Source organism: Campylobacter sp. JMF_14 EL1 (assembly GCF_027737585.1).
In the GTDB taxonomy this organism is placed as follows: domain Bacteria; phylum Campylobacterota; class Campylobacteria; order Campylobacterales; family Campylobacteraceae; genus Campylobacter_B.
Map to the genome: position 1 here is coordinate 242,845 of NZ_JAOVTW010000001.1, position 25,661 is coordinate 268,505.

Below are 25,661 nucleotides of genomic sequence, written 5' to 3' on the forward strand. Positions count from 1 at the left end.
TTTTATTAATCTTTGCTGTGATAAAATCCCTAAATTTTTATTTTTTAGGAAAATTATGAGTGAAATTTCAGTAGTAATTCTAGCCGCTGGTTTTGGCACGCGTATGAAGTCAGACCGCCCAAAAGTGCTATTTGAACTTTGTGGCAAGTCGATGTTAAGCCATGTTTTGGAGCGCGCGTATGAAATTAGCGATGATGTGAGCGTGATTTTGCACTATCAATTTGATCGTGTAAAAGAGGCAGTTTTGAGCGAGTATCCAAACACCAAAATTTACAAACAAGACCACGAAAACTTCCCAGGCACCGCAGGCGCACTAAAAGATATCAAATTTAATAGCCAAAAAACTCTAATCGTATGTGGCGATATGCCACTAATCGACAGCGCAGATTTGCGCTCGCTTTGCAGTAGCGACGCAGATGTCGCCCTAAGCGTATTTCGCGCAAAAGATCCATTTGGATATGGCAGGGTTATCACAAAAGATGGCGAAATTTTAAAAATCGTCGAGCAAAAGGACGCTAGCGAGGAAGAAAAGCTGGTTTGCGACGCTAATGCTGGGTGCTACTGCTTCGATACAAAGGTGCTAGAAAAAATACTGCCTCAAATCACACCAAACAACGCCCAAAAAGAGTATTACCTCACAGATAGCATAAAAATCGCCAAGGATATGGGCTTAAAATGCTCTGCTGTGTGGGTTGATGAGCAAAATTTCATGGGCATAAATGATAAATTTGCGCTAAGCGCGGCTGAGGAAATCATGCAAAATCGCATAAAAGAGCGCTTGATGAAAGCTGGCGTGCTAATGCGCCTTCCTAGCACGATTTATATAGATTGCAGGGCGAAATTTATCGGCGAGTGTGAGTTGCAAGAAAATGTCAGCATTATCGGTGAGTGCGTGATCGAAAACTCTATAATCAAAAGTTCAAGCGTAGTCGAAAGCTCGCTAATTAAAAATTCTGACCTAGGCCCTATGGCGCACATACGCCCAAAATGCGAGATTGTGGGCACTCATATCGGAAATTTCGTAGAGCTAAAAAACGCAAAGGTTAATAATATCAAAGCAGGCCATTTAAGCTATCTTGGAGATTGCGAGATTGATAGCGGCACAAATATCGGCTGCGGCACGATTACATGCAATTACGACGGCAAGAAAAAATACAAAACCATAATCGGAAAAAATGTCTTCGTAGGCTCCGATACGCAGTTCGTAGCCCCAGTTAAAATAGGCGATGATGTCATCATAGCAGCGGGCTCAACTATCGTCTCAGATGTCCCAAATGGCGCACTAGCGATAGCTAGATCAAAACAAACAAACAAAGCTGAATTTTTCTATAAATTTTTTAGGAGCAACAATGAGTAAGAAGAAAATTTTACTAGCAGTTTGTGGAAGCATTAGTTTTTATAAAGCGTTTGAAATTCTCTCTGCGCTTAAAAAGGCGAATTTCGATGTTTATGTCGCACTTAGCGAGGGTGCGAGCGAGTTTGTGAGCTACAAGGCTTTCGAGGCTTTGTGCGATCACCCTGTGCTATGCAGCGGCAACGAAGACTGGCAAAAAGGGGTAAATCACATAAACTACTCAAAAGTAGATTTAGTCTTAATCGCTCCTGCTACGGCAAATACGATAAACAAGCTTGCTTGGGGAGTTTGTGATAATGTATTTTTACAAACCATAAACGCAGCCTTCGCCAAAGCCAAGGTCGTAATCGCACCAGCAGCCAATCCTGCGCTACTTGAAAACAACATAACCCAAAACTGCATTGAAATTTTAAAAAGCAATGTCAAAGCCTTGTTTGTCGAGCCTATCGAAAAAATGCTAGCTTGTGGCGAAAAGGGCAAAGGCGGCCTTGCGACCACAGAGGCGATACTTCAAACCGTAAAACGCGCAATCCATAAGGATAAATTTTGGGAAGGCAAAAATGTCGTCATCACAGGCGGTCCAACAACCGAGAAAATCGACAATATCCGCGGAATTACAAATTTTTCTAGCGGAAAAACATCAAAGGCAATCGCGGACGCATTTTATTATCTAGGCGCAAATGTAACGCTGATTTCGAGCGTGGATTATCCAAATTTGCCTTATAAACTTACGATTTTTGAGAGCACAATCGGCCTAAAATCAGCCCTTGATAGCACGAAATTCCCTGATGGCTCATACCTGATAATGGCAGCAGCTGTTAGCGACTACACTCCAAAAGTCCGCTACAAAGGCAAGGTCAAAAAGACAGAAATCGGCGATGTATGGAACCTGCGCCTTGGCAAGACCGATGATATCCTAAGCTCAGTGCATGCAAATATCAAAAAAATCGGCTTCAAGCTTGAAACCGACAAAGAGACCGCACTAAACGAAGCAAAACGCATGCTAGATGAGAAAAATCTCGACGCAGTGTGCCTAAATACGCTAGATGATGTGGTAAAACTAGGTGGCGATGTCACGAGAATCACGCTTTTGACAAACGATTTTATTACCGAGCTAGACACTGCGAGCAAAGATGAAATCGCGCTAAAACTAGCAAACGAACTTAAAAAAATCTAAATCGTGAATCAATTAAACCATTTAGCAATCATTATGGACGGCAATGGGCGCTGGGCTAAAAAACGCGCCCTATTGCGCACTGGCGGGCACGAAGTGGGCGCACAGGTCGTGCAGAGAGTCTGCGAATTTTGCATAAAAGAAAAAATCCCAAATTTAACTCTTTACGCATTTAGCACCGAAAACTGGAAGCGGCCAAAAAGCGAAGTTGAGTTTTTGATGAAGCTTTTGGCGAAATTTTTGGTTGATAAAAAAGAGAGTTTTTTGGCAAATGGGATAAATTTCAAAGCCGTCGGCGATATAGCGAAATTTAGCGATGATTTGAAAAGCAAAATTTATGATTTGCAAAATTTTACGCAAAATTGTGCGAATTTAAATCTAAATTTGGCGATAAATTACGGCGCGCGTGATGAAATCGTGCGAGCGTGTCGCGAAATTTCACGCTTTGGGAGTGAATTTAGCGAGAGCGAAATTTCAGCGCATTTGGATACCGCGCGCAGTGGCGATGTGGATTTGCTAATCCGCACAGGTGGCGAAAAGCGCATTTCAAACTTCTTGCTTTGGCAGGCAAGTTACGCTGAACTAGCTTTTAGCGATACTTTGTGGCCTGAATTTTCTAACGAAGAATTATCGCAAATCATCAGCGAATTTAAAAATAAAAACCGAAGATTTGGTGGTTTATAATATCACAAAACAAAAATACACAAAATTCTAACAATCTAGGAAAATTTAAAAGATTTTGAATTTTAAAATTTCGGCGCAGTATTTCCAAAATAAAATTCCAAAATTCAATGATAATTCTCCAAATTGCTTCGTTTTCTACAAAAGCTCGCAACGAGTGCAAATTTGCATGCTTTAAATTTTTAACTCGTAGATTGCTTCGTCGCTGCCACACAGCTCCTCGCAATGACAGATTAAACAAATTTTGCTCGCCACTGTCATTGCGAGAATTTTGCGTTAGCAAAATTCGTGGCAATCTACGAGCGCAAATAATCAGTCGCTCTAATCCGTGTCATTGCGAGGAAAGGCGAAGCCTTGACGAAGCAATCCAGTGGGAATTTTAGATAAATTTTAATTCGAAAATAAATTTCAAAAATTTTAAATTCGCTCTAAAATTTACTGGATTGTTTCGAAATACTTCGTATTTCTCGCAATGACAGAGAATTTTGCGCTTTTAATTTTCAACTCATAGATTAGACTTCGCCTATGACTCGTCCAAATCTACCCAACTCCACACACCACCGCTTCGCTTGTTTTGCTTCCTCGCTGTCACACAGCTCATCATAATGACAGATTTGACGACACGATTGATTTGCGCAATGAGAGCAAATTTCGTAAATTTTAAATTTCACTCCCGAATTTGCCCAAAATTTAGCCAAAAAATTGTAAAATAACCGTTTGCAAAATTTATCAATTTAATAATGGATTTTTATGGAATACTACCTTTATATGGCGATTTTCGCCCTTTTTGGCATCTGTGTCGGCTCGTTTAGCAATGTCTTAATCCACAGGCTTCCGCGTAGCGAGAGTATCAACTTCCCTGCTTCGCACTGCCCTAAATGCGGCACTCCGCTGAAATTTTACCACAATGTCCCGCTGTTTTCGTGGCTGTTTTTGGGCGGAAAATGCGCATTTTGCAAGGAAAAAATCTCTATCCGCTATCCCATAGTGGAGTTTTTAGCTGGCGCGCTAGCCACGAGCGCGTATATCTGCGAGCCAGATATCATCAAAGCCGCCATTTTAGCGCTACTTTTCATACTTTTACTAGCGCTTTCGGCAATCGATTTCGAGTTCAAGGCCGTGCCAGATAGCCTGCTTTTCACAGCTACCGCGCTTAGCCTAGTCTATCCTTTGCTTTATGATTTTGACATTAGCTTGCTGTATCCAGCTGCTGGGTATGGGGTAGCGTTTTTCGCGCTTCGCCTCATCATCACAAAGGTCTTAAAGCGCGAAGCCATGGGCTCAGCTGATATTTTTATCGCCATAATCATAGGCGCAATTTTGGGCTGGAAGCTAGGCGGTATCGCGATTTATATCGGTGCGATTTTGACCCTGCCAGCATACGCAATCGCCAACAAAAAAGGCTACGAACTGCCGTTTGTGCCGTTTTTATCAGCTGGACTTTTGCTAACTTGCCTTTTTGGCGACGAGATTATCGCATTTTTACAAGACATTGGAATTTTAGTCTAATGGATAGAGTTCAAAAATACCTATTTAGCAACTTCATAAGCTCGTTTGCGTCGCTATTTAGCACGCTTTTTATCATTATGTCGATTGTGTTTTTCTTGCAGATTGCGCGCATTACCTCTTTTATCGAGATAAATTTGATAGAGCTAATCAAACTCTACCTTTTTATGCTACCGCGAATTCTCATTTTCACCGTGCCGATTGCTTTTTTTGTCGCCCTTAGCATGGCGCTTTTCCGCCTTTCAAAAGAAAACGAAACAATCGTGCTTTTTACTATCGGTTATGTTACGCGCAAAATCGCTGTGTTTTTCGGCGTGATTGCGGCGATTTTTTCGGTTCTTTTGCTCTTTATTTCGCTTGTGATGATGCCAATCGCCGAAAATCTCAAAGACAATTTCATCGACTACAAAAAAGTCAGCGCCACGCTAAATATCAAAGCTAGCGAATTTGGGCAGAAATTTTCGGAGTGGATGGTTTTCATCGAGGGCGAAGACGAGGGCGAAAACGGCAAAATTTACAAAAATTTAGTATTTTACAACCACGGCAAAAAAGGCGAAGATGAGCGCATAATCATCGCCAAAAAAGGCGAGTTTGTAAGCGAAAATCAAAGCTTCTCCGCGCTTTTGCATGATGGTAAAATCTACACCGTGGATAGCGATGAGTGGCATATTACTGAGTTTGACGAGCTTATCATACGCACACTTTCTAAGAGCAATATCCGCACAGGGAGCGATGTGCTAGGATACTGGCGCGAAATGCGCAAAAACGACAAACGCAAAAAAGATTTCAGCATTTATGTGCTTGTTTCACTATTTCCGCTAGCAAGCGTGCTTTTTGCGCTAAGCTTTGGAATCGTAACTTACCGCTACGAAAAGGGCTTTATTTACGCTGGGATTTTTGGGGTGCTTTTTAGCTATTTTGCGCTGATTATGATACTAGCCAAACGCCCACAAATCGCCATTAGCGTTACATTTTTGCTGACATTTATCCTATCTTGGATTTATTATAACTTCAAAATCAAACCGCGATATTAAAATGCAAAATTTACTTCTTACCTACGCTTATAACGGCGCGCGATTTTGTGGCTCGCAGTCCCAGCCACATGGTCGCAGTGTCGAGGACACGCTCAAAATCGCGCTTGGTAGGGTCGGGATTTTTGGCGCGCTCACCACTAGCTCTCGCACCGACAAGGGCGTGCATGCCCTGCGCCAAACAAGCACCGTAAAATGCGAACTCTACCAAAGCTTGCCACGCCTTAAAGAGCTCATCAATCGCCACTGCGCGCCATACATTTTCGTGCGCGACCTGCGCGTGGTAAGCGATGAATTTCACCCAAGATACAGCGCCAAAGCTAGGGCGTATCGCTACATCATCAACCACGGCGAATTTAACCCATTTCTAAGCGATTTTCAAATTTTTATGCCCAAATTTGATACCGAAAAGCTAAATTTGATTCTTGCGAAATTTATCGGCGAACACGATTTTAGCGAGTTTATGAAGGTTGGAAGCGAGATAAAAAGCCCGGTTCGTGAAATTTTCGTAGCGCGCGCGTATTCGCACGGAAATCTCAGCGTGGTAAATTTCGTCGCAAACGGCTTTTTACGCGCACAAGTGCGATTAATGCTAGCAAACGCCCTTGCCTCGCTCAAATCAAATCGCCCCCTAGACCTCTCCCACGCCCTCACCCGCATACCAGCCCCACCAAATGGACTTTATCTCTCAAATGTGATTTACTAAATTTTACATTTGATTAAGCGGGGTTGAATTTGTAAAATTTGATAAATTCAGTATCACAGATATTGACCGGGATTTTATAAAAAGGATTAAATTTGGATAATGAAAAAATAATGCGAGAAAAAGCAGAGCAAATGACTAAAAAAGCCGAAATGAAAATTCAACAAGCAAAAGAAAAAGAAGCTAAATATCAACAATGGCTAGAAAATAAAAAACAAACCGATCCAAATTTTAGGGATTATGATGAAAATCCATTGATAATACAAAGCTATGAAGAATTTTTTGTATTTTCGTTATTTGTGCCGTCTTTAATGATTAGTGGGATTTTTTATAATTTATTTGAAAAATTATATCTAGCAAATAGCGGTAATTTAGATATTTGGCTTATTCTTTTTCCGATTTGCTGGATAAGTATTATTTTTATGTTTCAAAAAACGCATTTTTCACACCATAAAATTAAATTTACAAATAGATATATTGAATTTTATGATTATGGGAAATTAAAAAGGCGATGTGAAATTGTAGAAAATAAAATGGCAAAACCATTTTTTACTTGTTGTGATGTAAGCAATCACAAACAAAATATTGTCACTATGTATTTTATGATTATGTTGGTTGTATTTTTATTCTACAAACCTATATTAATTGTTAGTTTATCTGTATCTTTTTGTTTTTCATATATTTTTATAAGATTTTTCTTTTATATATTTTTGAATAAGAGTTTAAAAGGATTTGAAATTTTTTCATCTATTCAAATTGATAATCCGGCTAAAACTGCAATCGGTTCGCCGTTATCAATTAGATATTTTATGATTTATCTATATAGTGATGAAATATATAAGGAAGTAAAGAAATATTTTTTACAAAAAAATATAAATATTGATAATTTACCAAAAAGGTATTCAATTTTTTGATAACAAAATTTAATAAAACCAATTTTTTAAAAGAGAGTATCGTAAGGTTGGCGTCCTTGCCCACAAAAAAAGATAAAATAATTTAATAATCATTTAAATAAAGCTTCTTTGCTTTGCAAAGCTTTACTTATAATAACATAAAAATCAATCGTAAATTTAATCTCGTAGATTGCTTCGCTTTCTGCGAAAGCTCGCAATGACAATGGCTGGCAAATTTTTCTTAATCTGTCATTGCGAGCGAGTGAAACGAGCGTGGCAATCTACAAATTTAAAATTTAAAGTCGCTAAATTTGCAAAATTTTGAAATTTATTTCAGCACAAAGCGCACATTTACGACAAAAGTTCGCGCGCTTGTCGTGGGCGGAAATTTCGATTTCGTGCGCTCTATCGCCCGTAATACAGCCTCATCTAGTGCCTCCACACCAGAGCTAGATACTATTCTAGCGCCCTGCACCACGCCACCTGGCAGATATTGAAACTCAGCCTTTACCACGCCAGTTTGCCTACGCATTTTCGCGCTTTTTGGGTAGCTTTTTTGCGCGTAGGCTGCGATGATTTTTTGTATCACGCCGCCGATATTATCGCTCTTGGCATTGCCTTGTATGTTTGCCATGCCCGCTTTTGGCGCGCCTGCGCTAGCATTAGTTTGGGCTAAATTTGGCAAATTTGCGCCTGTTTTGTTGCTATCAAAATTCTTTTTTACAGCCTTTTCTTTTGCGATTTTTTTTGGTTTTGGTTTTGGTTTTGGCTCAGGTTTAGGGAGCGGTTCGGGCGCAGGTTCAGGCTCTGGCTCGGGCGTAGGTTCTGGCGTAGGGGTAGGCTCTGGCTCTGGCTCAGAAACAGGTTCTGGGGCAGGTTCAGGCTGTGAATTTTGCTCGGCTAAATTTTCCACATTTTCGGGCGCAGTATCACTCAAAGCGACGAAATTTTCGATTCTAATCACGCTTAGAGCTTCATCTTGCATCAAATTTGGCGCCCTGAAATTCGCAAAAGCGTAGCAAAGCAAAGCTATATGCAAAACGAGCGAAGTTAAAAATCCGATTGCGCTATTCATCTTTTTTCGTCACAATTGCGAAATTTTCGTGATTTAGCTCTTTTAGGGCGTCCATTACGATGACGAAAGCCTCGAATTTGGAGTTTTTATCATTTTCTAAAACAATCAAATCATGCTTTTGCAAATGCTCCAAATTTGACTTCAAAGCCTCGCTATCCACGGCAATATCATCGATGAAAATTTGCGAGTTTTCATCGATTTTAATGGTGATTTTCTTCTCTTCGCTTGGGCTTTGCGCGCTTTTGGCACTTGGCAAATCGACCTTGATTAACCCTTGTGCGATAAAGGTCGAAACGCTAAGCGTGATTGCTAGCAAAACCAGCATAATATCGATAAATGGGACGATATTTAGCCCCTCTTTCCTAGGTAGTCGCATTTTAGCCCTCGTAGCGATTGAGCATGACATCGACTTTGCGCAAAAAGCAGTTGTAAATCATCAGCGTAGGCACAGCGACCAAAAGCCCCAGCGCAGTGGCTTTGAGCGCGAGAGAGAGGCCTTGCATGATAGCCTTTGCGTCGATATTGGCACTAGCACCCATGTCATAAAATGTAATCATAATGCCAGCCACAGTGCCCAAAAGCCCGATATACGGGGCGTTAGAATACACGATATAAAGTGCGGTGAGATTTTTGCTCAGCGCCTCCTCATACAGCGCCTTGCTTTTGTAGTCTTTTGGCGATACTCTTTTGTAAAACAGCACCCGCTCTATGCTAAACCAAACGACCAAAAAGCTCATAAAAACCAAAATAGAAATAATTATATAATCAATATAGTCTTTTAGAAAATCCATAAATTTCTCCCGTGGATAAAATTTGTAAATTTTGCTTATCAAAAATACAGTGATTTTGAAAATAGCGAAAAATCGGGGTATTTTAACGAAATTTAGAATATAAGTCAATAACTTTTATCAATATCAATCAATTTTGAAAGCAAAATTTTTAATAAATTCTCTCAAAATTGATTGTATAAAATTTTATACTACGCGCTGTAAGTTTTGAAAATTTAAATCATTTTGCGCCCAAATTTTCTTTAAATTTAATCAAATTTTCCACGATTTGCGCCGCGCCATCGACACCGCAAAACGATGTATTTATGCAGATATCGTAGTTTTGCGACGCGCCCCAAATTTCGTTCGTGTAATACCTATGAAAGCTCGCTCTGCCAGCGTCTGAGTTTTCCATAAACTCCCTGACATCGCCCTTGGTTTCGCTAGCAAGGCGAGTGAGTTTAAACTCGTCCTCCGCGCGCAAAAACACACGCAGTAAATCCCCTCTACTGCGCAAAAAATACCCAGCACAACGCCCCAAAATTATGATATTTCCGTCATGTGCGATTTGGCGATAAATTTTGGCTATGCGTTCGCGCTTCTCTTCGTTTGCGATTTCATTGTGCGAAATGGCGTGCAAGAGCATATTTATAGGCATTTCATTGTAGAATTCATACATCATCTCAAAGCACCCCAAAGAATCAGCTCGTTTGAGCAAATCGGCCTTTTCGAGGTAAGTGTATCCTAGCCTAGCTGCCAATTTTTGGGCTAGTTCGCGCCCACCTGCCCCTGTTTGTCTAGCGATTGTGATTACCATAAAATTTCCTTAAATAAAGTTTGCAAAAATACTGGCCCCAACCACGGTAAAAAGCCCGGTTACAGCCATCGCCAAAGACGCCATTGCGCCCTCGATATCTCCGATTTCAAGGGCTTTTGCTGTCCCCATAGCATGGCTTGCGCACCCAAGCGCAATCCCCTTTGCTACGGATTTTTTTATGCGAAATAGCCTTAAAATCGCCTCTCCAAATATATTTCCTAAAATCCCCGTTGCGATTATGCACGCCATGGTCAAATTTACGATTCCGCCCAAACTCTCGCTAATACCCATGCCAATGGGCGCGGTTACGGATTTGGGTAGCAGTGTTACATAGAGCGCATGGTCTATGCCAAAAATCAAAGCCAGCGCGTAAATACTGCAAGTCCCAGCCAGCACGCCCGCAAACAGCCCCGCAAAAATCGCAACAAAATTTTTGCGCAAGAGCGAGAGTTGCTCGTATAATGGCACCGCCAAACACACCGTAATCGGCGTGAGGAAAAAGCTCACATGCGCGGCGCTGGCATTAAATTTATCGTATGGGATATCCACTAGCACGAGGGTTAAGACCGTCAAAATCGTCCCCACCAAAAGCGGGTTGAAAATCGCTAGTTTGAAGCGTTTTTTCAGATAAATTCCAGCCTGAAACGAAATCAAACACAAAAAAACGCCAAAAAACGCCGAATTTATGAGTATCTCTCTCATTTTTCGTCCTCGTAGAGCTTTTTGCGCTCTTTTTCTAGCGTTTTTTCGTAATAAATCTGCGTTACAAATCCGCTAGCACCCATTACCAAAATCGTAGAAATCACCACAATCACGATTATCGCCCAAAAATTCGCCATCAAAACATCGCCAGCTACGATGATAGCAGCCCCTGCCGGGATAAAAATCACAGGCATTATCTGCATGAAAAACGACGCGCTCTCCCTGATTTGCGAGATTTTAACCACCCTAAAAATCAAAGCCAAAAGCATAAGTATCAGCCCGTAAATACTAGCTGGTATGCTAAGCGGGATAAGTTTGGATAAAATTTCAGCGCACAGAGAAATTCCTAAAATAATGCTAAATTGCTCTAAAAATTTCAAATTTCAACCTCCAAAAATTCGTCGAAATTTAGCGCAATTCGGATAAATAAAATATTAAATTTATCTAAAAAGTGTAATTTGACTAATATAAAATTTTAAGAATTCTTTTGCTAGAATAGCCCAAATTTCGATTTGGAGGGAGATTATGAGGTTTAAATTTTTAGGGCTTTTGGGACTAGGTTTCTCATTTTTGTTTGCCGCTGAGGCTGATTTCGCTGATCCAAATGTCTGTGCCACCTGCCACAGCGATGTGCATGAAGCTTGGGTCAAATCCCTACACGCGCTATCACACGAGGATTCTAACGAACTTTACAAAAAATCAATTTCATTAATCGCCAAAGAAACGGGAAATTTAGAAGAGAGTCTAACGCTATCATGCGGTCAATGCCACAACGCAAAAATGAAAATCAAAGAGCTAGATGTATCGATGAGCGTGGCGCTGTCGCTTGATCTTGGCGAGAAAGACAAGGTCAAAGAATTTACCAAAAGCGAAGATGTCAAAAACGGCATTTCGTGCTACATTTGCCACAATGTCGATAAAATCAAACCAGACCAAAGCGATCCGAGTATCTCTGGATACAAAAGCTTCTCGTGGAGCGAGGACTATGTGACTGGCCCATACGATGTGAGCGAGGCTGACGCGCTGTATCACCAAAGCCAAAAACGAGATTTTTTCCAAAACAACGACGAGCTTTGCAACTCTTGCCACCAAGGACAAGGCGGCAAATCTAAGCTTTCGATTTATAACACACAAGCTGAGGGTGCAGGCGTGCAAAACGCCAAACTTTGCGTGGATTGCCACATGGGCAAATCGACCAAAAAAATCATCGCCCCTGGCGCACCTAGGGAAGGCGCGGTTATCAGAGATATCAGATCTCACTTTTTCAACGGCGCACGCAATTCAGATATCCTAAAAGAGGCGATTGAGCTTAGATTTAATCGCTTAGGCGGCGATAAAGCGGTGATAAATTTAAAAAATTTAACCACTCACAAGGTTCCGACAGGATTTAGCGGGCGTTCGGTTGAAGTGCATGTCAGATTCAAAGACAGACTTGGCAAAATTTTATCAACGCAAAATTTAGGCGCGCTTCGTGCGATCTATACAGACAGCAGAGGCGATGAAACCCTATCGTATGCCGCAAAAACTTTGAAGGAAGATACGAGATTAAACGCCGGGGAGAGCAGAGAATTTAGCGTAACTATGCCACAAAACACCTACACCGTCGATGTCAAAATCGTCTATTATGTCCTAGCGCCACAGCTTCAAAACCTGCTCAAAGTCAAGGACGAAAGCTTCACCAAGCCTTATGAAATCATAGAAATAACTTTCTAACTCTGCTTTAAAAAGCACAATGGGGTCAAATTTGACCCCATTTTTAAATTTTAAAATTCACAAAAATATCAAATTTATCCGAGTGTGATTTTGATACCCAAAGCCCTGCAAACCATATCAAAAATTTCGATATCTAAATTTGGATTATATTCATCAAGTATAGCAAAAACCTCCGCTCTCATATCCTCGCTATGACCTGGGTGCGCCTCGTCGTAGAGGACCCCAACCAAATCAACAAGGCTAAAATTATCAATATTTTTCTGCCTCATTGCAGTTTTTAACTGCTTTGAAATTTGCCATTTGAAATTTTGCATTTAAGCTTGCTCGCCCTCTGGTTTTGCGAACCACTGCTTAATAAAAATCCCCACATAAATCGCCAAAGCGACCCCATAGCAGATATATTCGCTACTGATGAAATCGAAATATCTCACGCACATATTTGGCACGAGCATTAGCGGCACGACGCATAGCAGTAGCACGCGCTCTAAGGCGTTGCATTTTTTCACAAACCAGCCTTGAAGCACGGAGCTAAACGCAAACATACCAATGAGCGCGCTAGCAAAAATAAGCGCGATTTGGGCGGGATCTGAGATCCATGTAATGCCCTTTGGATCCATTGGGGTGGTGATTGACTCGATTAAAAGAAGTTTGTTATTGAAAAAAAACGCAAACGGCAAAATCGCTGTTCGCAAATCATAAATAAATCCCTGCACGCCCACGATTACAGGGTTTGCCTTAGCAATACCTGCGGCGGCATACGCTGCAATTCCCACAGGTGGCGTATCATCAGCTAAAATTCCGAAATAAAACACAAACAAATGCACCGCAATCGCAGGCACAAGCAAATCATTTCTATCAGCTAAAATCAAAATCACAGGCGCAATTAGGCTAGAAACCACGATATAATTCGCCGTAGTCGGAAGCCCCATGCCTAAAATCAGGCTCATTATCGCCGTCATTAGCAAAATCAACAAAATATTATCCCCAGCCACAGCCTCGACTAGATCAGATAGCACAGCTCCTAGACCAGTTAGCGAAATAGAACCGATGATGACGCCAGCAAGAGCGGTGGCGACTGCGACTGTTACCATGTTTTTCGACGCTGCGACCATAGCCCAAAAAATATCGCTAAAACCTTGGATAAAATCTTGCCTTAAAATTTGCTCTTTGTAGATTAGTTTGCGAACTGGTTCTTGAAGCACCATTATGATAAATAGCACGCCAATCGCGTTAAATGCCGCTGCAAAGGCACTTTGCTTCAAAATCAAAAGCGTGTATAAAAGTACCATAATCGGGATTAAAAAGTGAATTCCGCTTAAAATTAGTTTTAGTTTTGAAACTCTTTTGTAGTTTGAATTTCCTTTAAGCCCTAGCTTACAGCTCTCTAAATGCACGATAAAAAATAGCCCCGCATAGCACGCAAACGCAGGAATTAGCGCAGCAATCATAATGTGCGTGTATTCCATACCCAAAAACTGCGCGATGATAAAGGCAGCCGCGCCCATGATAGGCGGCATGAGTTGGCCATTTACGCCAGCTGCGACCTCGATTGCGCCTGCTTTGACTGGGCTAAGACCTGCTTTTTTCATAAGCGGGATTGTGAAAGTCCCCACGGTAACGACATTTGCAGTCGAGCTTCCGCTAACCATGCCAGTTAGCCCACTAGCAATAACGCTAGCCTTAGCTGGTCCGCCACGAAATCTACCCAAAAGCGCAAACGCTACATTTATGAAATACTGTCCCGCACCAGCGCGCTCTAAAAGCGAACCAAAAAGCACAAATAGATAAATATAGTTTGTGCTAACTCCCACAGGCACGCCAAAAACGCCCTCTGTGGTAAGAAACATGTGGCCGGCTAGCTTTTCGATACTTGCGCCACGGTGCGCGATGACATCTGGCATATACTGCCCAAAATAGCAATACAGCAAAAATAAAAATGCAATTATCGGAAGTGCTAAGCCCATCATACGGCGCCCAGCTTCGAATAAAACAAAAATTCCTAAAAACGCAATTACCACATCTCTTTGCAAATAATCGCCTGGTCTTTGCGCAATCCCGTAAAAATCAATCGCAGGATAAAGTATCGCAAATGTCCCCACAGCCAGCAAAATATAATCATAAAATGGTATGTAAAAATGCGCCTTAGAGTGAGAACGAGCAGGAAAAAGAGCGAAAATGATAAAAATCGCAAAACCTAAATGGATAGATCTAGCGCGCGTGCCATTTATCGGAAAATACGCGATATAAAGCTGAAAAACAGCCCACGCGAAGCACACTAGCGTCACAAGCCAAAATAGCTTTTTCGACGAAAATTCTCTACTTTTTACCTCTAATACCTGCTCGTCTTTTTTCATCTACTGCCTTATTTTAAAATTCCAGCTTCTTTAAATACCGCCTCAGCCGCTGGGTGAAGTGGTGCGCTAAGACCTTCGATTAGGGATTCTTTGCTAACCAAATTTAGCGCAGGGTGAAGCTGTTTATACTCGTCAAAATTATCTAAAATAGCCTTTACAATCGCTCTTACGGCTGTATCACTCTCGCTCTCATCAGCGACTAACACAGCCTTTACGCCAATCGTCGTAGTATCGTAATCAATCCCCTCATAAAGCCCTTTTGGAATCACGCCTTTTGCGAAATATGGGTATTTTTCTACGATTTTATCAGCTGTGGCTTCATCGATACTGACCAAATCAACGCTCATAGATGTCGCTACATCGATGATATTTGCAGTCGGGTGTCCCACCATAAAGAAATATCCGTCGATTTTCTTATCTTTTAACGCCATTGGGCACTCTTGCACGGTTAGCACGCTTCGTTGCGCCATTTTAGCTAAATCAATGCCGTATTCATTAAAAATCAAAGTGCTTGTTACTTCGTTTCCGCTACCCGGATTTCCTAAATTTATCTTTTTGCCATCTATGTCAGCATAAGCCTTGATTCCGCTATCGCGCGCGACTACAAACGCCAAAAGCTCAGGATAAATCGAAATAACTGAGCGAAGTTTTGGATTTGGCTCGCCCTCGAATTTGCCCTTACCATTGTATTTGTCATAAACGACATCGCTTTGAACGAAGCCGAAATTTAGCTCTTTTTTAAGGACATTATTAACATTGTATGTCGATCCGCCTGTGGATTGAACTGAGCATTTAAAATTTTTATCGGTATTTACAAGGCGACAAATCGCAGTGCCCACAGGATAGTAAGTCCCCGTCATTCCACCTGTGCCGATATTGATAAATTCTTTCGCACTCAAACTACCTGCAAACATCGCTAACGCAGCGACACCAACACAAATTTTTCTCATATTCCCTCCTTGTGAAATTTAAGCTGATAAGTATTGCTAAATTTGGATAAAATTCTAATAAAATTTAGCCATTTTCACAACAAAATTTTATCATAAGCCGATTTTAAATCCAGCATTTGCCTGTGTTCTTTCACATCATGCACCCTGATGATACCTGCGCCATTAAGTGCAGCCAGCAAATGCAAATACAAAGATCCAGACAATCTCTCTTCCACGCTTGATTTGTGATAAAAATCAATCACGCTTTTTCTGCTAGCCCCCACCAAAAGCGGTTTTTCGTGGTGCAAAAAATGCTCTAAATTTTTGATTAAAATCAAATTTTGCTCGGCCGTTTTGCCAAAGCCAATCCCCACATCCAAAATCACATCTTCCACGCCAAGCTGGACGATTTGCGCCAAATTTCGCGCGAAAAACTCATCAATCTCGCCTAGCAAATCATCGTAATGTGGCGAGTTTTGCATATTTTGGGGCGAGTTTTGCATGTGCATTAGGCAGTATTTCGCGCCGTAATTTTTGATAACACTGATTAAATTTAAATTTGCGCTAATATCGTTTATAAGGCTAAATCCGTGATCTAGCGCGAAACGGGCGCAGTATTCATCAAAACTATCAAGGCTAAATTTGACCTTTTTATGCAAATTTTGCCTATAAATTTCGCTTATTACGCCATTTATGCGCGCAAACTCTTCATCTGCGCCACAATACTGGCTTCCAGGGCGCGAGCTAACCCCGCCAATGTCGATATAATCGGCTCCATCTTCAATCATCTTTTCGATTTTTGCGATTGCTTCGGTTAAATTTTGGGTGCGAGAAGCGGGATTGAAACTATCGAAATTTAGATTTAAAACCCCCATAATCTCGCAAATTTTGGGTTTTTTGAAATTTTGCCCCAAAAACTGCGCCAAATTTTTTAGCCCAAAATCCTGTGCCTTTTCTTTTTTTGACAAAATTTCAACCTGTTTATCGTTTGCAATCAAAAGCGCGTCTGAGTTTGCCCCGCCTGTGATCACATGCTCAGCCGTTACGAGCTCTGCGCCTATGCTAAGGGCATCTTGCTTTAAGATATTTGCCGCAGGGGTGCGCAAATCTTTGATATAAAAAAAATTCAGAATTGATTTTTTGCGCATTATTTTCGCACCCTCTTTTGTGCAATTAATGCGCGCGCAAAGTGCCATAAAATCGGCACTATTTGAAATTTTAAAAATTTTCATTATTTGCCTTTGATTATCAAAAATAGCGGTGGCAATACAGCGTGGGATTTGGCGTTGTGTTCGACGAGATAGACGAGCTTGTTTATGTGTTCTAGCTCGGCTTGGCTAAATTTAATCCCAGCTTCGAAGCACTCGATGACAAGTTGCATGACAAGCGATTTTAGGGCAAATTTATCGAGCGAGCCGACGCGTTCTTTATTTATGCACTCGTTAATAAACGCATCGATCTGCCTCAAATCGATTTTTCGCAAATTTAGCCCCGTGCGCTCGCGCTTTTTCTCGCCAAGCAAATTTTGCACCATTAGCCTAGATCTAATCGTCGGCAGCAGCAGTGTAATCGAGGGCGCAACGAGGAAAAATATGGTATTGCGCGGTGGCTCTTCTAGGATTTTTAAAAGCGCGTTTTGCGCCTCATCGCGAAATTTAACCGCGCTAATTACGATGATTTTGTTTTCTACCTCGGCGATATAGGCTTCGTCGATTATCTTCCTAGCTTCGTCGATTTTGAGCTCATCGCTTTCGAAAAAGCGCAAATTTTTAGGGGAAAATTCAGATAAAATTTTTGCTTTAAAACCCGCATAATCGTTCGTTATAAAAATTTGATTAATGAGTTTCAAAGCACAACTTCACCAAAAAGCACCGCGTCGATACTTTTGTTTAAAATTTTAAAGAGTTGAAGCAGTTTGATATCTAGGCTCTCATCGTTTTCGCTTAGCTGAAAGCTGTTTGGCAATGCCTCGTCGATGAGCCACAAATAGCTGTCCTCGTGGCTTTTGGCTATTTTGGCATAAGTGTGATCGCCCCTGCCTATGTAAAAATAAATGAAGCCGTTGCTAAATGAGAGCGAGAGCATATCATTTAGCAAAGCGACCTGTTCTTGGGAGGTAATCTCTTGGTTATAAAGCGATGAAAACTCGAAAAATGGCAGAAGAGGTCTGGTGTTTTTGCTATCGTTTATCTTGCTGACGATATATTCGCCAAACCACCTTCTCTCATCATCGCACATTACCACAAACGAATACCCGCTATATAGCAGACGCATTTTTGTCGCTAATAGCGGTATCCAGTGCTCTTTGCGATTTTCGAGCCACTCCATATCTCGCTCGTTTTGCAGAGTTTTAGCGCTCCAAGTGTATAAATCTTGCATTATTTATCCAAATTATATGCTTTATGCAAGGCCCTAACTGCTAACTCGCCGTATTTTTCAGCCACAATCATCGAAATTTTAATCTCGCTAGTTGAGATCATTTGGATATTGATACCCTCAGCTGCTAGTGTGCGAAATGCTAGCGAAGCGATACCGCTGTGGCTTTTCATACCCACGCCCACGATTGAGACCTTTACGACCTCATTATCGCTTTCGATTACGCATTTTGGATTAGAAATTACTGAGCGCATGATTTCTAGGGCTGGTTCCATTTCGTTTTGTGGAATCGTAAAGCCTAAATTTGTCGCTCCGTCAATGCCGATATTTTGGACTATCATATCTACATTTATCTCTTTTTGCGCCAAAGATGAAAAAATCTCAGCCGCAACGCCCGGTCTATCATCTACGCCTCTGATTGTGATTCTTGCTTGATTTCTATCTAATGCTATTCCGCTGATTACTGCGTCTTCCATATTTTCTTCTCCTGTTATTAGTGTTCCTTGGTTGTTATTAAAACTACTTCTAGTTACCAAATTTACTTTAAGCTTTTTGGCTAACTCTACGCTACGATTTTGCAAAACCTTAGCTCCCATGCTAGCAAGCTCTAACATCTCTTCGTAGCTGATTTTATCGAGTTTTTTAGCCTTTGGCTCGATGCGTGGATCGGTCGTATATACTCCATCGACATCAGTGTAGATTTCGCATGTATCAGCATTTATCGCTCCAGCTATCGCCACAGCAGATAGATCGCTTCCACCTCTGCCAAGAGTAGTGATATCGCCCTCTTCGGTAATGCCTTGAAATCCCGCTACTACGACGATTTTGCCCTCTTTTATGGCTTTATTCATATTAGTCGGATCGATAAAGCTAATGCGAGCTTTGGTGTGCATTGTATCTGTTACGATACCAGCCTGTCTGCCAGAAAACGCCACCGCAGGGTAGCCTTTTGCATTTAGCGCAAGGGCTAAAAGCGCACTAGTAACCCTCTCGCCAGCACTTAGCATCATATCCATTTCGCGAGTGTTTAAATCTTTTGTAAAATACTCTCCATACTCGACCAATCTATTTGTAACGCCACTCATCGCAGATACAACTACGACTAAATCATGGCCTTCGTTTTTAGTCTTTATCACGCGCTCGACAACCGCTTCTATGCGCTCTAATGTGCCTACGCTAGTGCCACCGTATTTTTGAACTATAAGCATTAAAGGTATCCCTCCTCTTTAAAATATTTTAAAACAAGCGCATAAATCGGCTTTTTGAAGTGATTTACATGCTTTAAAACTTGATTTGCATTTACAAATTTAAAATCATCAAATTCAGGCTTATGCGTTTTGATATCAAGCCCTTTTAGGCTTTTTAATCTTAGTAAAAAATACTTTTGCATTTGCCCGTCCCATGGGCGCATTTTTTGCGCCACAGCCTCTGGAAAATCGTAGCTGTGCCACTGCGGACACTCGGCTATGATATCGACATCATCTGTGCCTATCTCTTCTTTTAACTCGCGTAAAATCGCCATTTTTGGCGTCTCACCCTTGTCGATACCGCCTTGAGGAAACTGCCAAGCCCCGCGTATATCACTGCGCTGGGCGATAAGCACATCACAACTAAACGGATACGAAGGCGCAAGCACGATAGCTGCGACATTTGGTCTGTAATTTTTCTCCATATTAGCTCTTTGAAAAAAATTTGCAAAATATTAGCGAAAATAGGTATAAATTTGGCTAAAATTCAAAGAATTTTTGCTAAATTTCGCCCTTTAAATTTGGCTAGGAAGAAATTTTGCATATTTATATTCATATTCCGTTTTGCACTTCAAAGTGCCCGTATTGCGCGTTTGGCTCACGCATGGACGCATTTAAATTAGCTAAAAACTACTTTGACGCGCTGAACTATGAAATTTCAAATTTCATTAAAAAAAATAAAAATTTCAAAATTTCAACCCTTTTTATCGGCGGCGGCACACCAAGTGTGGTATCGGCGCAGTATTATGAAAAGATTTTTGAAAAACTCTCGCCAAATTTCGCCCAAAACGCCGAGATTACAACCGAGGCAAACCCAAATTCTGCCAAGCCCAAATGGATAGAGCAAATGCGAAAATTTGGCGTAAATCGCATAAGTTTTGGCGCGCAAAGTTTCAATGATGAAAAACTCAAATTTCTAGGTCGCACACACGGAAAAAATGAAATTTTCGAAGCTGTGGATAACGCCAAAAACGCGGGAATTTCAAATATAAATTTGGATTTGATTTACGCTAGCAAATTTGATGATAAGCAAAATTTAGAATTTGAGCTTACGCAGTTTGCGCGCGCAGGGGTTTCGCATCTAAGCGCATACGCCCTTACCTTAGAGCCTGGCACGCCATTTTTTGGGCGCGCAGAGTTTGCCAGAGATGATGAAAATTTGGCTAAATTTTTCTTTAAAAAAGCTAGCGAACTAGGCTTTACGCAATACGAAATTTCAAATTTCGCCAAAAATGGCAGGCGTTGCGCGCACAATGTGGCGTATTGGAGTGGCGAGGATTACGCTGGATTTGGCGCGCACGCTGTGGGCACGAGCGGATTTGTGCGATACAGTGGCGCAGGCAGTATCGAGGAATACATACAAAATCCACTTGCAAAAAGCGTGGAAAATTTAAGCTTACAGGATAAAATTTTGGAAAAAATTTTCCTTGGATTTCGCTCGTTTTTGGGCGTGAGGGGCGAAATTTTGCGCGAAAGAGAGCTTAAAAACGCCCAAATTCTAAGCGCAGAGGGCAAGCTGGATTTCAAAAACGGCGTTTTTTACAATCCAAATTTCTTGCTAGCCGACGAAATCGCCCTATTTGTGAGCGAGCATTAAATTTAAGATTAATGAAGTTTTAGCTAAAATACGCAATCTTTTTGTTTAGGAATTTTAATGTTTGGTATCAGTTTCCCTGAAATTACGATAATTTTAATCGTCGCAGTCATCGCCCTAGGCCCTGAAAAGCTCCCTAGCGCGCTAGTTGAGATTGCAAAATATTTCAAAGTCATCAAAAAATCAATCAACGACGCAAAGGCCACTTTCGACCAAGAAGTCCGCATAGCCGAACTCAAAGAGGACGCCAAAAAATACAAAGAAAGCATTAGCAAAACCACAGAAACCATGCGCAAAAAGCTTACCTTCGAGGAACTTGACGAGATAAAAAGCGGGCTAAATTCGGTCAAAGATACGCTAAATGCAGGGCTAAGCGATATAGAAAGCTCTGTTAATACCACGCTAAATGAAGCGGAAAATTCGCTAAATTCTAAGCAAAATTCTACGCAAAATTTAGCGCAAAATTCTACGCCAAATTCGACGCAGGAGCAACCGCAGGCGCAGTCAGAAGCGCACCCGCAAGCGCAAAATTCAAATCCAACACAAAATTCAAAAGAGTAAAATATGTTCGAAGAGTTAAAACCACACCTTGCCGAGCTTCGCAAACGCCTAGTTATCTGCGTAATCACGGTAATTCTTATGTTTGTCGTATGCTTTAATTATTGGGAAATAATCTTAGATTTTATGAAAGCCCCGCTCGTCAAAGTCCTTCCAGATGACGGCAAAGTCGTATTCACCCAACTTGGCGAAACCTTTTTTACAGCGATGAAGGTTTCGTTTTTTACCTCGCTTTTGCTCTCTATGCCGATAATTTTCTGGCAAGCGTGGCTTTTCGTCGCCCCAGGGCTGTATGATAACGAAAAAAAATATGTAATTCCATTTGTGCTAAGCGCTAGTGTGATGTTTTTTTTAGGGGCTGCGTTTTGTTATTATTTCGTAATTCCAGTTGCGTTTTACTTTTTGATAAATTTTGGTGGGGCAGACTATGCTGCAATGCTTGCAATAGGGCAATATGTCGGATTTTTCACAAAATTAGTTGTGGCTTTTGGCATTAGTTTTGAGCTTCCAGTAGTTACATTTTTCCTAGCCAAACTAGGGCTTATCACAAACAAAAGCTTGACTAGTTTTTTCCGCTTTGCGATTGTTATAATCTTCGTTTTTGCCGCGATTATGACACCGCCTGATGTTTTGAGCCAATTCATGCTAGCTGGCCCGTTAATCGTGCTTTACGCCCTTTCAATCCTCATCGCAAAAATGGTAAATCCATACAAAGCCGATGATGAGGATGAGGCAGACGAGGACGAAGAGAGCGAGAAAAGCGCACAAGGCGCAGTAAAAGAGGCGTAATGGATCTAAATTTAGTAGATAGCTATGATTACCACCTGCCGCCAAATTTAATCGCAAACGCCCCGCTAATGCCAAAAGAGAGCGCAAGGCTTTTGGTTTATGAAAGAGAGAAAAATAAAATTTCACACCTTAAATTTAGCGATTTGGCTGAAATTTTGCCACCTTGCGAGATTATTTTCAACGATACTAAGGTCATAAAAGCGCGAATTTTCGGAGCTAAATCAAGCGGTGGCAAAATTGAGCTTTTGCTAAATTCGCCGTTAAATGATAATAAATTTAGCGCATATATCAGAGGGCGAGTAAGCGTGGGTAGCGAGCTAGTTTTTGATAAAAATTTGCGCGCGCGGGTCGTAGAGTGCTGTGAAGATGGGCTTAGAGTGGTGGAGTTTAGCCGTGATAATCGCGCGCTTGGCACGCACGAAATTTTCGCCCTCACCGATGAAATCGGCCATGTCCCGCTACCGCCATATATCAAGCGCGAAGACACCAAAGACGATGAAAGCTGGTATCAAAGCATTTTCGCGCGCGAGGCAGGGGCTGTGGCAGCTCCGACTGCGAGCCTGCATTTTAGCGAGGAAATGCTACGCGCGCTTAAAGAAAATCACGGGATTTACTACATTACCCTGCATGTGGGCGCTGGGACATTTAAGCCGGTTGAGGCAAGGGATTTAAGAGAGCATAAAATGCACTCCGAATTTTATAGCATTACGCAAGATACGGCTGGTATTTTAAAAAGCGATAAAAAAATTTTAGGCGTAGGCACTACGGTTACTAGAACTGTGGAAAATTTCGCACGAAATGGCGCGAGATGTGGGGCTTGCGAGCTGTTTTTGCACCCAAATAATCCGCCTATTAGGCAAAATTATCTACTTACAAATTTTCACTTACCAAAATCTACTTTAATTATGCTGGTTGCTAGCTTCATTGGGCTTGAAAAGACCCTTGAAATTTACCGCGAAGCAGTGGAGCAAAAGTATAGATTTTATTCTTATGGCGACGGGATGATAATACTATGATTAAAGATTACGCGTTACTTGGGATTTTAGGGCTTTTGGCATTAGTTTTGGCGTATAGAATCGTATTTCGCAAGGCACTTAGGCGCAGGGCGTATAAGGGCGATATTTTCCCTAAAAAAGAGCCAGTCGAAATAAAACCTGTAAAAAAGAAAATTATCCCGATAAATCAAGTCGATATCTTAAAACCGCTTAAATTTCAAAGTGAAATTTTATTCGAAGAGTGTAGCAGATACGATAGCTCGGTCTTTATCAAATTCCCGCCAGACGCGCCACGCTATTATGACGGATATGTGATAAATCTCTCAAATGCGATTTATCATATTTGCCTATTTTTCTTGCAAAATGTCAAAGACCCTACCCTAATCAAAATCGTATTTTCCGTGCGAGATGATAAGCCAGGACTATCAAGGATGCAACTCTTAGTCGATATCAGCGTCAAAAAAGAGATCCGCACCACATATATCCACAACCTAAAAACCGCCCTCATAAGCGGTAAAGTCATAAACGACCCATACATTTCCAAAGCCAAACAAAGCATAGGCGATATCGGCAAAATCGCAGAGCTAAGCAACGATAATGGCGGAACCCATATCAAATTGCACGCTCAGTGCTCGTATTTGGAGCAAGAAAACAGACTTAGAAGCAAAAAATACAATTATCAAATTTTAATCGCGCACAAAGATAAAGAAATTTTCGATGATTTGAAGGATTTTTTAGATAGCACGGGTTGTAATGTAGTGCCAAACAACACCTGGGACAATCTCAAAACACACCTAGCAGACCGCATTTACAAGGCTGATATCGTGCTAATTGATAGCGAGATTTTGCGCACAGACTCAACTGCGATTGCTTATTTAAATTTAATCGACAAAGAAGAAACACATTTCGTATTTTTACGCAAAAATGCAAATTCGCAAAAAGCATTAAATGATTTGAAATTTAACTTTTTCAAGCTGGATATGCCGTATTTCCACGATGAAATTTACGCTATTTTGGATCTAGTAAAACAGCTAAAAATAGATAAAGACTTTTTGAAAGTAGAGTAAAAAAGAGAAAAAATAGGCTAGGAAAAATCCTAGCCTAAGAAAAATTATAGATTTTCAAATGGGTTTGTAACGACTTCGTTGTGATCTACGACATAAGGGATAAGAGCTGCTTGGCGAGCGCGTTTGATTGCTTTCTCAACCATCTCTTGGTATTTTTTGCTAGTGCCAGTTAGGCGTCTTGGCATGATTTTAAAACGCTCTGAAAGGCAATATTTTAATAACCCTGTGTCTTTGTAATCGATAAATTCGATTTTAGCCTCTGTAAATCTGCAATATTTTCTGCTATATTTTCTTTTTTCTGCCATTGTTTTTCCTTAATTAAAATGGAATTGTATCGTTGCCTTCGTCATATTTGTCCGAATCAACATCATATTCTGGAATTTGGCTCTCATAGCTCTCTTTTTTCGGTGCTTCATAGTGATTTTGTGCGGTTTGGTTCGCGCCATATCCGCCAGAGCTTTGGCGATTTGGGTTAGAGTAGTTTGAGTGTTGGTTGTATCCGCCACCATAACTATTACCGCTATTTGCTCCGTAATTTCCACTATTTGCGCCGTAGCTATTGTTTCCGCCATTTCCACCTTGTGGAGCACTTAGCATTTCCATAGACTCTACCACTACGCTGTGTTTTGAGCGGTTTTGACCATTTTGGTCTTGCCATTGATCGAGCTTCAAACGCCCCTCAACTAGCACTTTTGAGCCTTTTCTTAAATATTGATTTGCGATTTCTGCTGTGCGTCCCCAAAAATCAATGTCAATAAAGCAAGTCTCTTCGCGTTTTTCGCCATTTCCGCTATTAAATTTACGAGTTACAGCAATGCCAGTTTTACCGATTGCGGTGCCAGTTTGTAAATATCTAAGCTCAATATCGCGAGTTAAATTTCCAACCAAAACTACTTTATTAAACATCTAAAATCCTTTTATTCAGCGGTTTGCTCTGCTTGCTCTTTTGCCTCAGGTGCTACGCGTGGTTCGCGCTCTTTTTTAGCTGGGCTAAGTTTAATGCCTTTGCTTAATTTTTCCCATGCCAAAACTTCGCGTTTTGTCTCGTATTTAACAGTCAAAAATCTAATGATATCCTCTGTGATACGCAAATTTCTAACTAACTCAGCGATCAAGCTTGGCTCGGCAGTAAAGTAAATGACAAAATAAACACCGCGCTCATATTTATCGATTTTATAGGCAAGTTTGCGTGCGCCCATTTCGATGACAGAAGCGATATTTCCGCCATTTTTTGTAATGATTTCTTTAACGAAATCAACTTTTGTTTTTACTTCATCATCAGTCAGCGTAGGCTTGACAATGAATAAAACCTCGTAATTTCTCATAAATTCTCCTT

The 25,661-nt window shown here is 41.1% G+C and carries 30 protein-coding genes; 13 read left to right on the plus strand and 17 right to left on the minus strand.

The window, feature by feature from the left end; all coding sequences use genetic code 11:
* Positions 1-55 precede the first annotated feature (55 nt).
* The 7 genes from glmU (at position 56) to OFN73_RS01215 (ending at position 7,363) form a co-directional block, all read left to right on the plus strand.
* On the plus strand, positions 56-1,357 hold the full coding sequence (gene glmU / locus OFN73_RS01185; protein WP_270861872.1) for a bifunctional UDP-N-acetylglucosamine diphosphorylase/glucosamine-1-phosphate N-acetyltransferase GlmU: 1,302 nt from the start codon (positions 56-58) through the stop codon (positions 1,355-1,357).
* Positions 1,350-2,531: a bifunctional phosphopantothenoylcysteine decarboxylase/phosphopantothenate--cysteine ligase CoaBC gene (gene coaBC, locus OFN73_RS01190; RefSeq protein ID WP_270859075.1), complete on the plus strand. Its 1,182-nt coding sequence runs from the start codon at positions 1,350-1,352 to the stop codon at positions 2,529-2,531. Before glmU ends, coaBC begins: the two co-directional genes overlap by 8 nt.
* Positions 2,532-2,534: 3 nt before the next feature.
* Positions 2,535-3,212, plus strand: coding sequence for a polyprenyl diphosphate synthase (gene uppS / locus OFN73_RS01195; protein ID WP_270861873.1), 678 nt, complete (start codon positions 2,535-2,537; stop codon positions 3,210-3,212).
* A 747-nt stretch (positions 3,213-3,959) separates the two neighbouring features.
* Positions 3,960-4,718: a prepilin peptidase gene (locus OFN73_RS01200; protein ID WP_270861874.1), complete on the plus strand. Its 759-nt coding sequence runs from the start codon at positions 3,960-3,962 to the stop codon at positions 4,716-4,718.
* Positions 4,718-5,749: an LptF/LptG family permease gene (locus OFN73_RS01205; RefSeq protein WP_270861875.1), complete on the plus strand. Its 1,032-nt coding sequence runs from the start codon at positions 4,718-4,720 to the stop codon at positions 5,747-5,749. Before OFN73_RS01200 ends, OFN73_RS01205 begins: the two co-directional genes overlap by 1 nt.
* 1 nt (position 5,750) lies before the next feature.
* Positions 5,751-6,452, plus strand: a complete 702-nt coding sequence (gene truA, locus OFN73_RS01210) for a tRNA pseudouridine(38-40) synthase TruA (RefSeq protein WP_270861876.1) — start codon at positions 5,751-5,753, stop codon at positions 6,450-6,452.
* A gap of 92 nt (positions 6,453-6,544) precedes the next feature.
* Entirely contained in the window at positions 6,545-7,363 is an 819-nt protein-coding gene (locus tag OFN73_RS01215) for a hypothetical protein (protein ID WP_270861877.1), read from the plus strand.
* Between the two features lie 307 nt (positions 7,364-7,670).
* On the opposite strand, the gene OFN73_RS01220 is transcribed toward OFN73_RS01215, so the two are convergent.
* The 6 genes from OFN73_RS01220 to OFN73_RS01245 form a co-directional block, all read right to left on the minus strand.
* Positions 7,671-8,417, minus strand: a complete 747-nt coding sequence (locus OFN73_RS01220; protein ID WP_270861878.1) for an energy transducer TonB — start codon at positions 8,415-8,417, stop codon at positions 7,671-7,673.
* Complete coding sequence (gene exbD, locus OFN73_RS01225) at positions 8,410-8,793, minus strand: TonB system transport protein ExbD (protein ID WP_270861879.1); 384 nt, start codon at positions 8,791-8,793, stop codon at positions 8,410-8,412. Before exbD ends, OFN73_RS01220 begins: the two co-directional genes overlap by 8 nt.
* A 1-nt stretch (position 8,794) precedes the next feature.
* On the minus strand, positions 8,795-9,208 hold the full coding sequence (exbB, locus tag OFN73_RS01230; protein WP_270861880.1) for a TonB-system energizer ExbB: 414 nt from the start codon (positions 9,206-9,208) through the stop codon (positions 8,795-8,797).
* A gap of 217 nt (positions 9,209-9,425) precedes the next feature.
* The gene (locus OFN73_RS01235; protein WP_270861881.1) at positions 9,426-10,001 is read right to left on the minus strand and encodes a cytidylate kinase-like family protein; all 576 of its coding nucleotides are present in this window, start codon (positions 9,999-10,001) and stop codon (positions 9,426-9,428) included.
* Positions 10,002-10,010: 9 nt separating this feature from the next.
* The gene (locus OFN73_RS01240; RefSeq protein ID WP_270859088.1) at positions 10,011-10,703 is read right to left on the minus strand and encodes an LrgB family protein; all 693 of its coding nucleotides are present in this window, start codon (positions 10,701-10,703) and stop codon (positions 10,011-10,013) included.
* Positions 10,700-11,083: a CidA/LrgA family protein gene (locus OFN73_RS01245; protein WP_270861882.1), complete on the minus strand. Its 384-nt coding sequence runs from the start codon at positions 11,081-11,083 to the stop codon at positions 10,700-10,702. The genes OFN73_RS01240 and OFN73_RS01245 overlap by 4 nt, the downstream gene beginning before the upstream one ends.
* A 145-nt stretch (positions 11,084-11,228) precedes the next feature.
* On the opposite strand from OFN73_RS01245, the gene OFN73_RS01250 reads away from it, so the two are divergent.
* Positions 11,229-12,416 (plus strand): ammonia-forming cytochrome c nitrite reductase subunit c552, encoded by a 1,188-nt coding sequence (locus OFN73_RS01250; protein WP_270861883.1) that lies wholly within the window; start codon positions 11,229-11,231, stop codon positions 12,414-12,416.
* A gap of 74 nt (positions 12,417-12,490) precedes the next feature.
* Here OFN73_RS01250 and OFN73_RS01255 read toward each other — a convergent pair whose 3' ends face one another.
* From OFN73_RS01255 to OFN73_RS01290, 8 genes are all read right to left on the minus strand, one after another.
* Complete coding sequence (locus OFN73_RS01255; protein WP_270861884.1) at positions 12,491-12,730, minus strand: hypothetical protein; 240 nt, start codon at positions 12,728-12,730, stop codon at positions 12,491-12,493.
* Positions 12,731-14,770 (minus strand): TRAP transporter permease, encoded by a 2,040-nt coding sequence (locus tag OFN73_RS01260; RefSeq protein WP_270861885.1) that lies wholly within the window; start codon positions 14,768-14,770, stop codon positions 12,731-12,733.
* Positions 14,771-14,778: 8 nt separating this feature from the next.
* Positions 14,779-15,720, minus strand: a complete 942-nt coding sequence (locus tag OFN73_RS01265; protein WP_270861886.1) for a TAXI family TRAP transporter solute-binding subunit — start codon at positions 15,718-15,720, stop codon at positions 14,779-14,781.
* A gap of 74 nt (positions 15,721-15,794) precedes the next feature.
* Entirely contained in the window at positions 15,795-16,931 is a 1,137-nt protein-coding gene (gene folP / locus OFN73_RS01270; protein ID WP_270861887.1) for a dihydropteroate synthase, read from the minus strand.
* On the minus strand, positions 16,931-17,548 hold the full coding sequence (locus tag OFN73_RS01275; RefSeq protein ID WP_270861888.1) for a DNA polymerase III subunit delta': 618 nt from the start codon (positions 17,546-17,548) through the stop codon (positions 16,931-16,933). The genes folP and OFN73_RS01275 overlap by 1 nt, the downstream gene beginning before the upstream one ends.
* Positions 17,545-18,078, minus strand: a complete 534-nt coding sequence (locus OFN73_RS01280; RefSeq protein ID WP_270861889.1) for a HobA family DNA replication regulator — start codon at positions 18,076-18,078, stop codon at positions 17,545-17,547. Before OFN73_RS01280 ends, OFN73_RS01275 begins: the two co-directional genes overlap by 4 nt.
* Entirely contained in the window at positions 18,078-19,283 is a 1,206-nt protein-coding gene (locus OFN73_RS01285) for an aspartate kinase (protein WP_270861890.1), read from the minus strand. Before OFN73_RS01285 ends, OFN73_RS01280 begins: the two co-directional genes overlap by 1 nt.
* Entirely contained in the window at positions 19,283-19,747 is a 465-nt protein-coding gene (locus OFN73_RS01290) for an RNA pyrophosphohydrolase (RefSeq protein WP_270859098.1), read from the minus strand. Before OFN73_RS01290 ends, OFN73_RS01285 begins: the two co-directional genes overlap by 1 nt.
* Positions 19,748-19,860: 113 nt before the next feature.
* On the opposite strand from OFN73_RS01290, the gene hemW reads away from it, so the two are divergent.
* From hemW to OFN73_RS01315, 5 genes are read left to right on the plus strand one after another with little or no spacing between them, the layout of a single operon-like run.
* A complete protein-coding gene (hemW, locus tag OFN73_RS01295; RefSeq protein ID WP_270861891.1) occupies positions 19,861-20,919 on the plus strand; it encodes a radical SAM family heme chaperone HemW in 1,059 nt (352 codons plus the stop codon).
* 57 nt (positions 20,920-20,976) lie between these two features.
* Positions 20,977-21,477, plus strand: coding sequence for a Sec-independent protein translocase protein TatB (gene tatB, locus OFN73_RS01300; RefSeq protein WP_270861892.1), 501 nt, complete (start codon positions 20,977-20,979; stop codon positions 21,475-21,477).
* 3 nt (positions 21,478-21,480) lie between these two features.
* Positions 21,481-22,263, plus strand: coding sequence for a twin-arginine translocase subunit TatC (gene tatC / locus OFN73_RS01305; RefSeq protein ID WP_270861893.1), 783 nt, complete (start codon positions 21,481-21,483; stop codon positions 22,261-22,263).
* Positions 22,263-23,279, plus strand: coding sequence for a tRNA preQ1(34) S-adenosylmethionine ribosyltransferase-isomerase QueA (gene queA, locus OFN73_RS01310; protein WP_270861894.1), 1,017 nt, complete (start codon positions 22,263-22,265; stop codon positions 23,277-23,279). Before tatC ends, queA begins: the two co-directional genes overlap by 1 nt.
* Positions 23,276-24,325 (plus strand): hypothetical protein, encoded by a 1,050-nt coding sequence (locus tag OFN73_RS01315; protein ID WP_270861895.1) that lies wholly within the window; start codon positions 23,276-23,278, stop codon positions 24,323-24,325. The genes queA and OFN73_RS01315 overlap by 4 nt, the downstream gene beginning before the upstream one ends.
* Before the next feature lie 44 nt (positions 24,326-24,369).
* Here the strand turns inward: OFN73_RS01315 and rpsR are convergent, their stop codons facing one another.
* Genes rpsR through rpsF form a run of 3 tightly spaced genes read right to left on the minus strand, consistent with a single transcriptional unit; the run spans position 24,370 to position 25,650 of the window.
* Entirely contained in the window at positions 24,370-24,630 is a 261-nt protein-coding gene (gene rpsR, locus OFN73_RS01320; protein WP_270859103.1) for a 30S ribosomal protein S18, read from the minus strand.
* 13 nt (positions 24,631-24,643) lie between these two features.
* Positions 24,644-25,231 (minus strand): single-stranded DNA-binding protein, encoded by a 588-nt coding sequence (locus OFN73_RS01325; RefSeq protein ID WP_270861896.1) that lies wholly within the window; start codon positions 25,229-25,231, stop codon positions 24,644-24,646.
* A gap of 11 nt (positions 25,232-25,242) precedes the next feature.
* Positions 25,243-25,650 (minus strand): 30S ribosomal protein S6, encoded by a 408-nt coding sequence (rpsF, locus tag OFN73_RS01330; RefSeq protein ID WP_270859105.1) that lies wholly within the window; start codon positions 25,648-25,650, stop codon positions 25,243-25,245.
* Positions 25,651-25,661 lie beyond the last annotated feature (11 nt).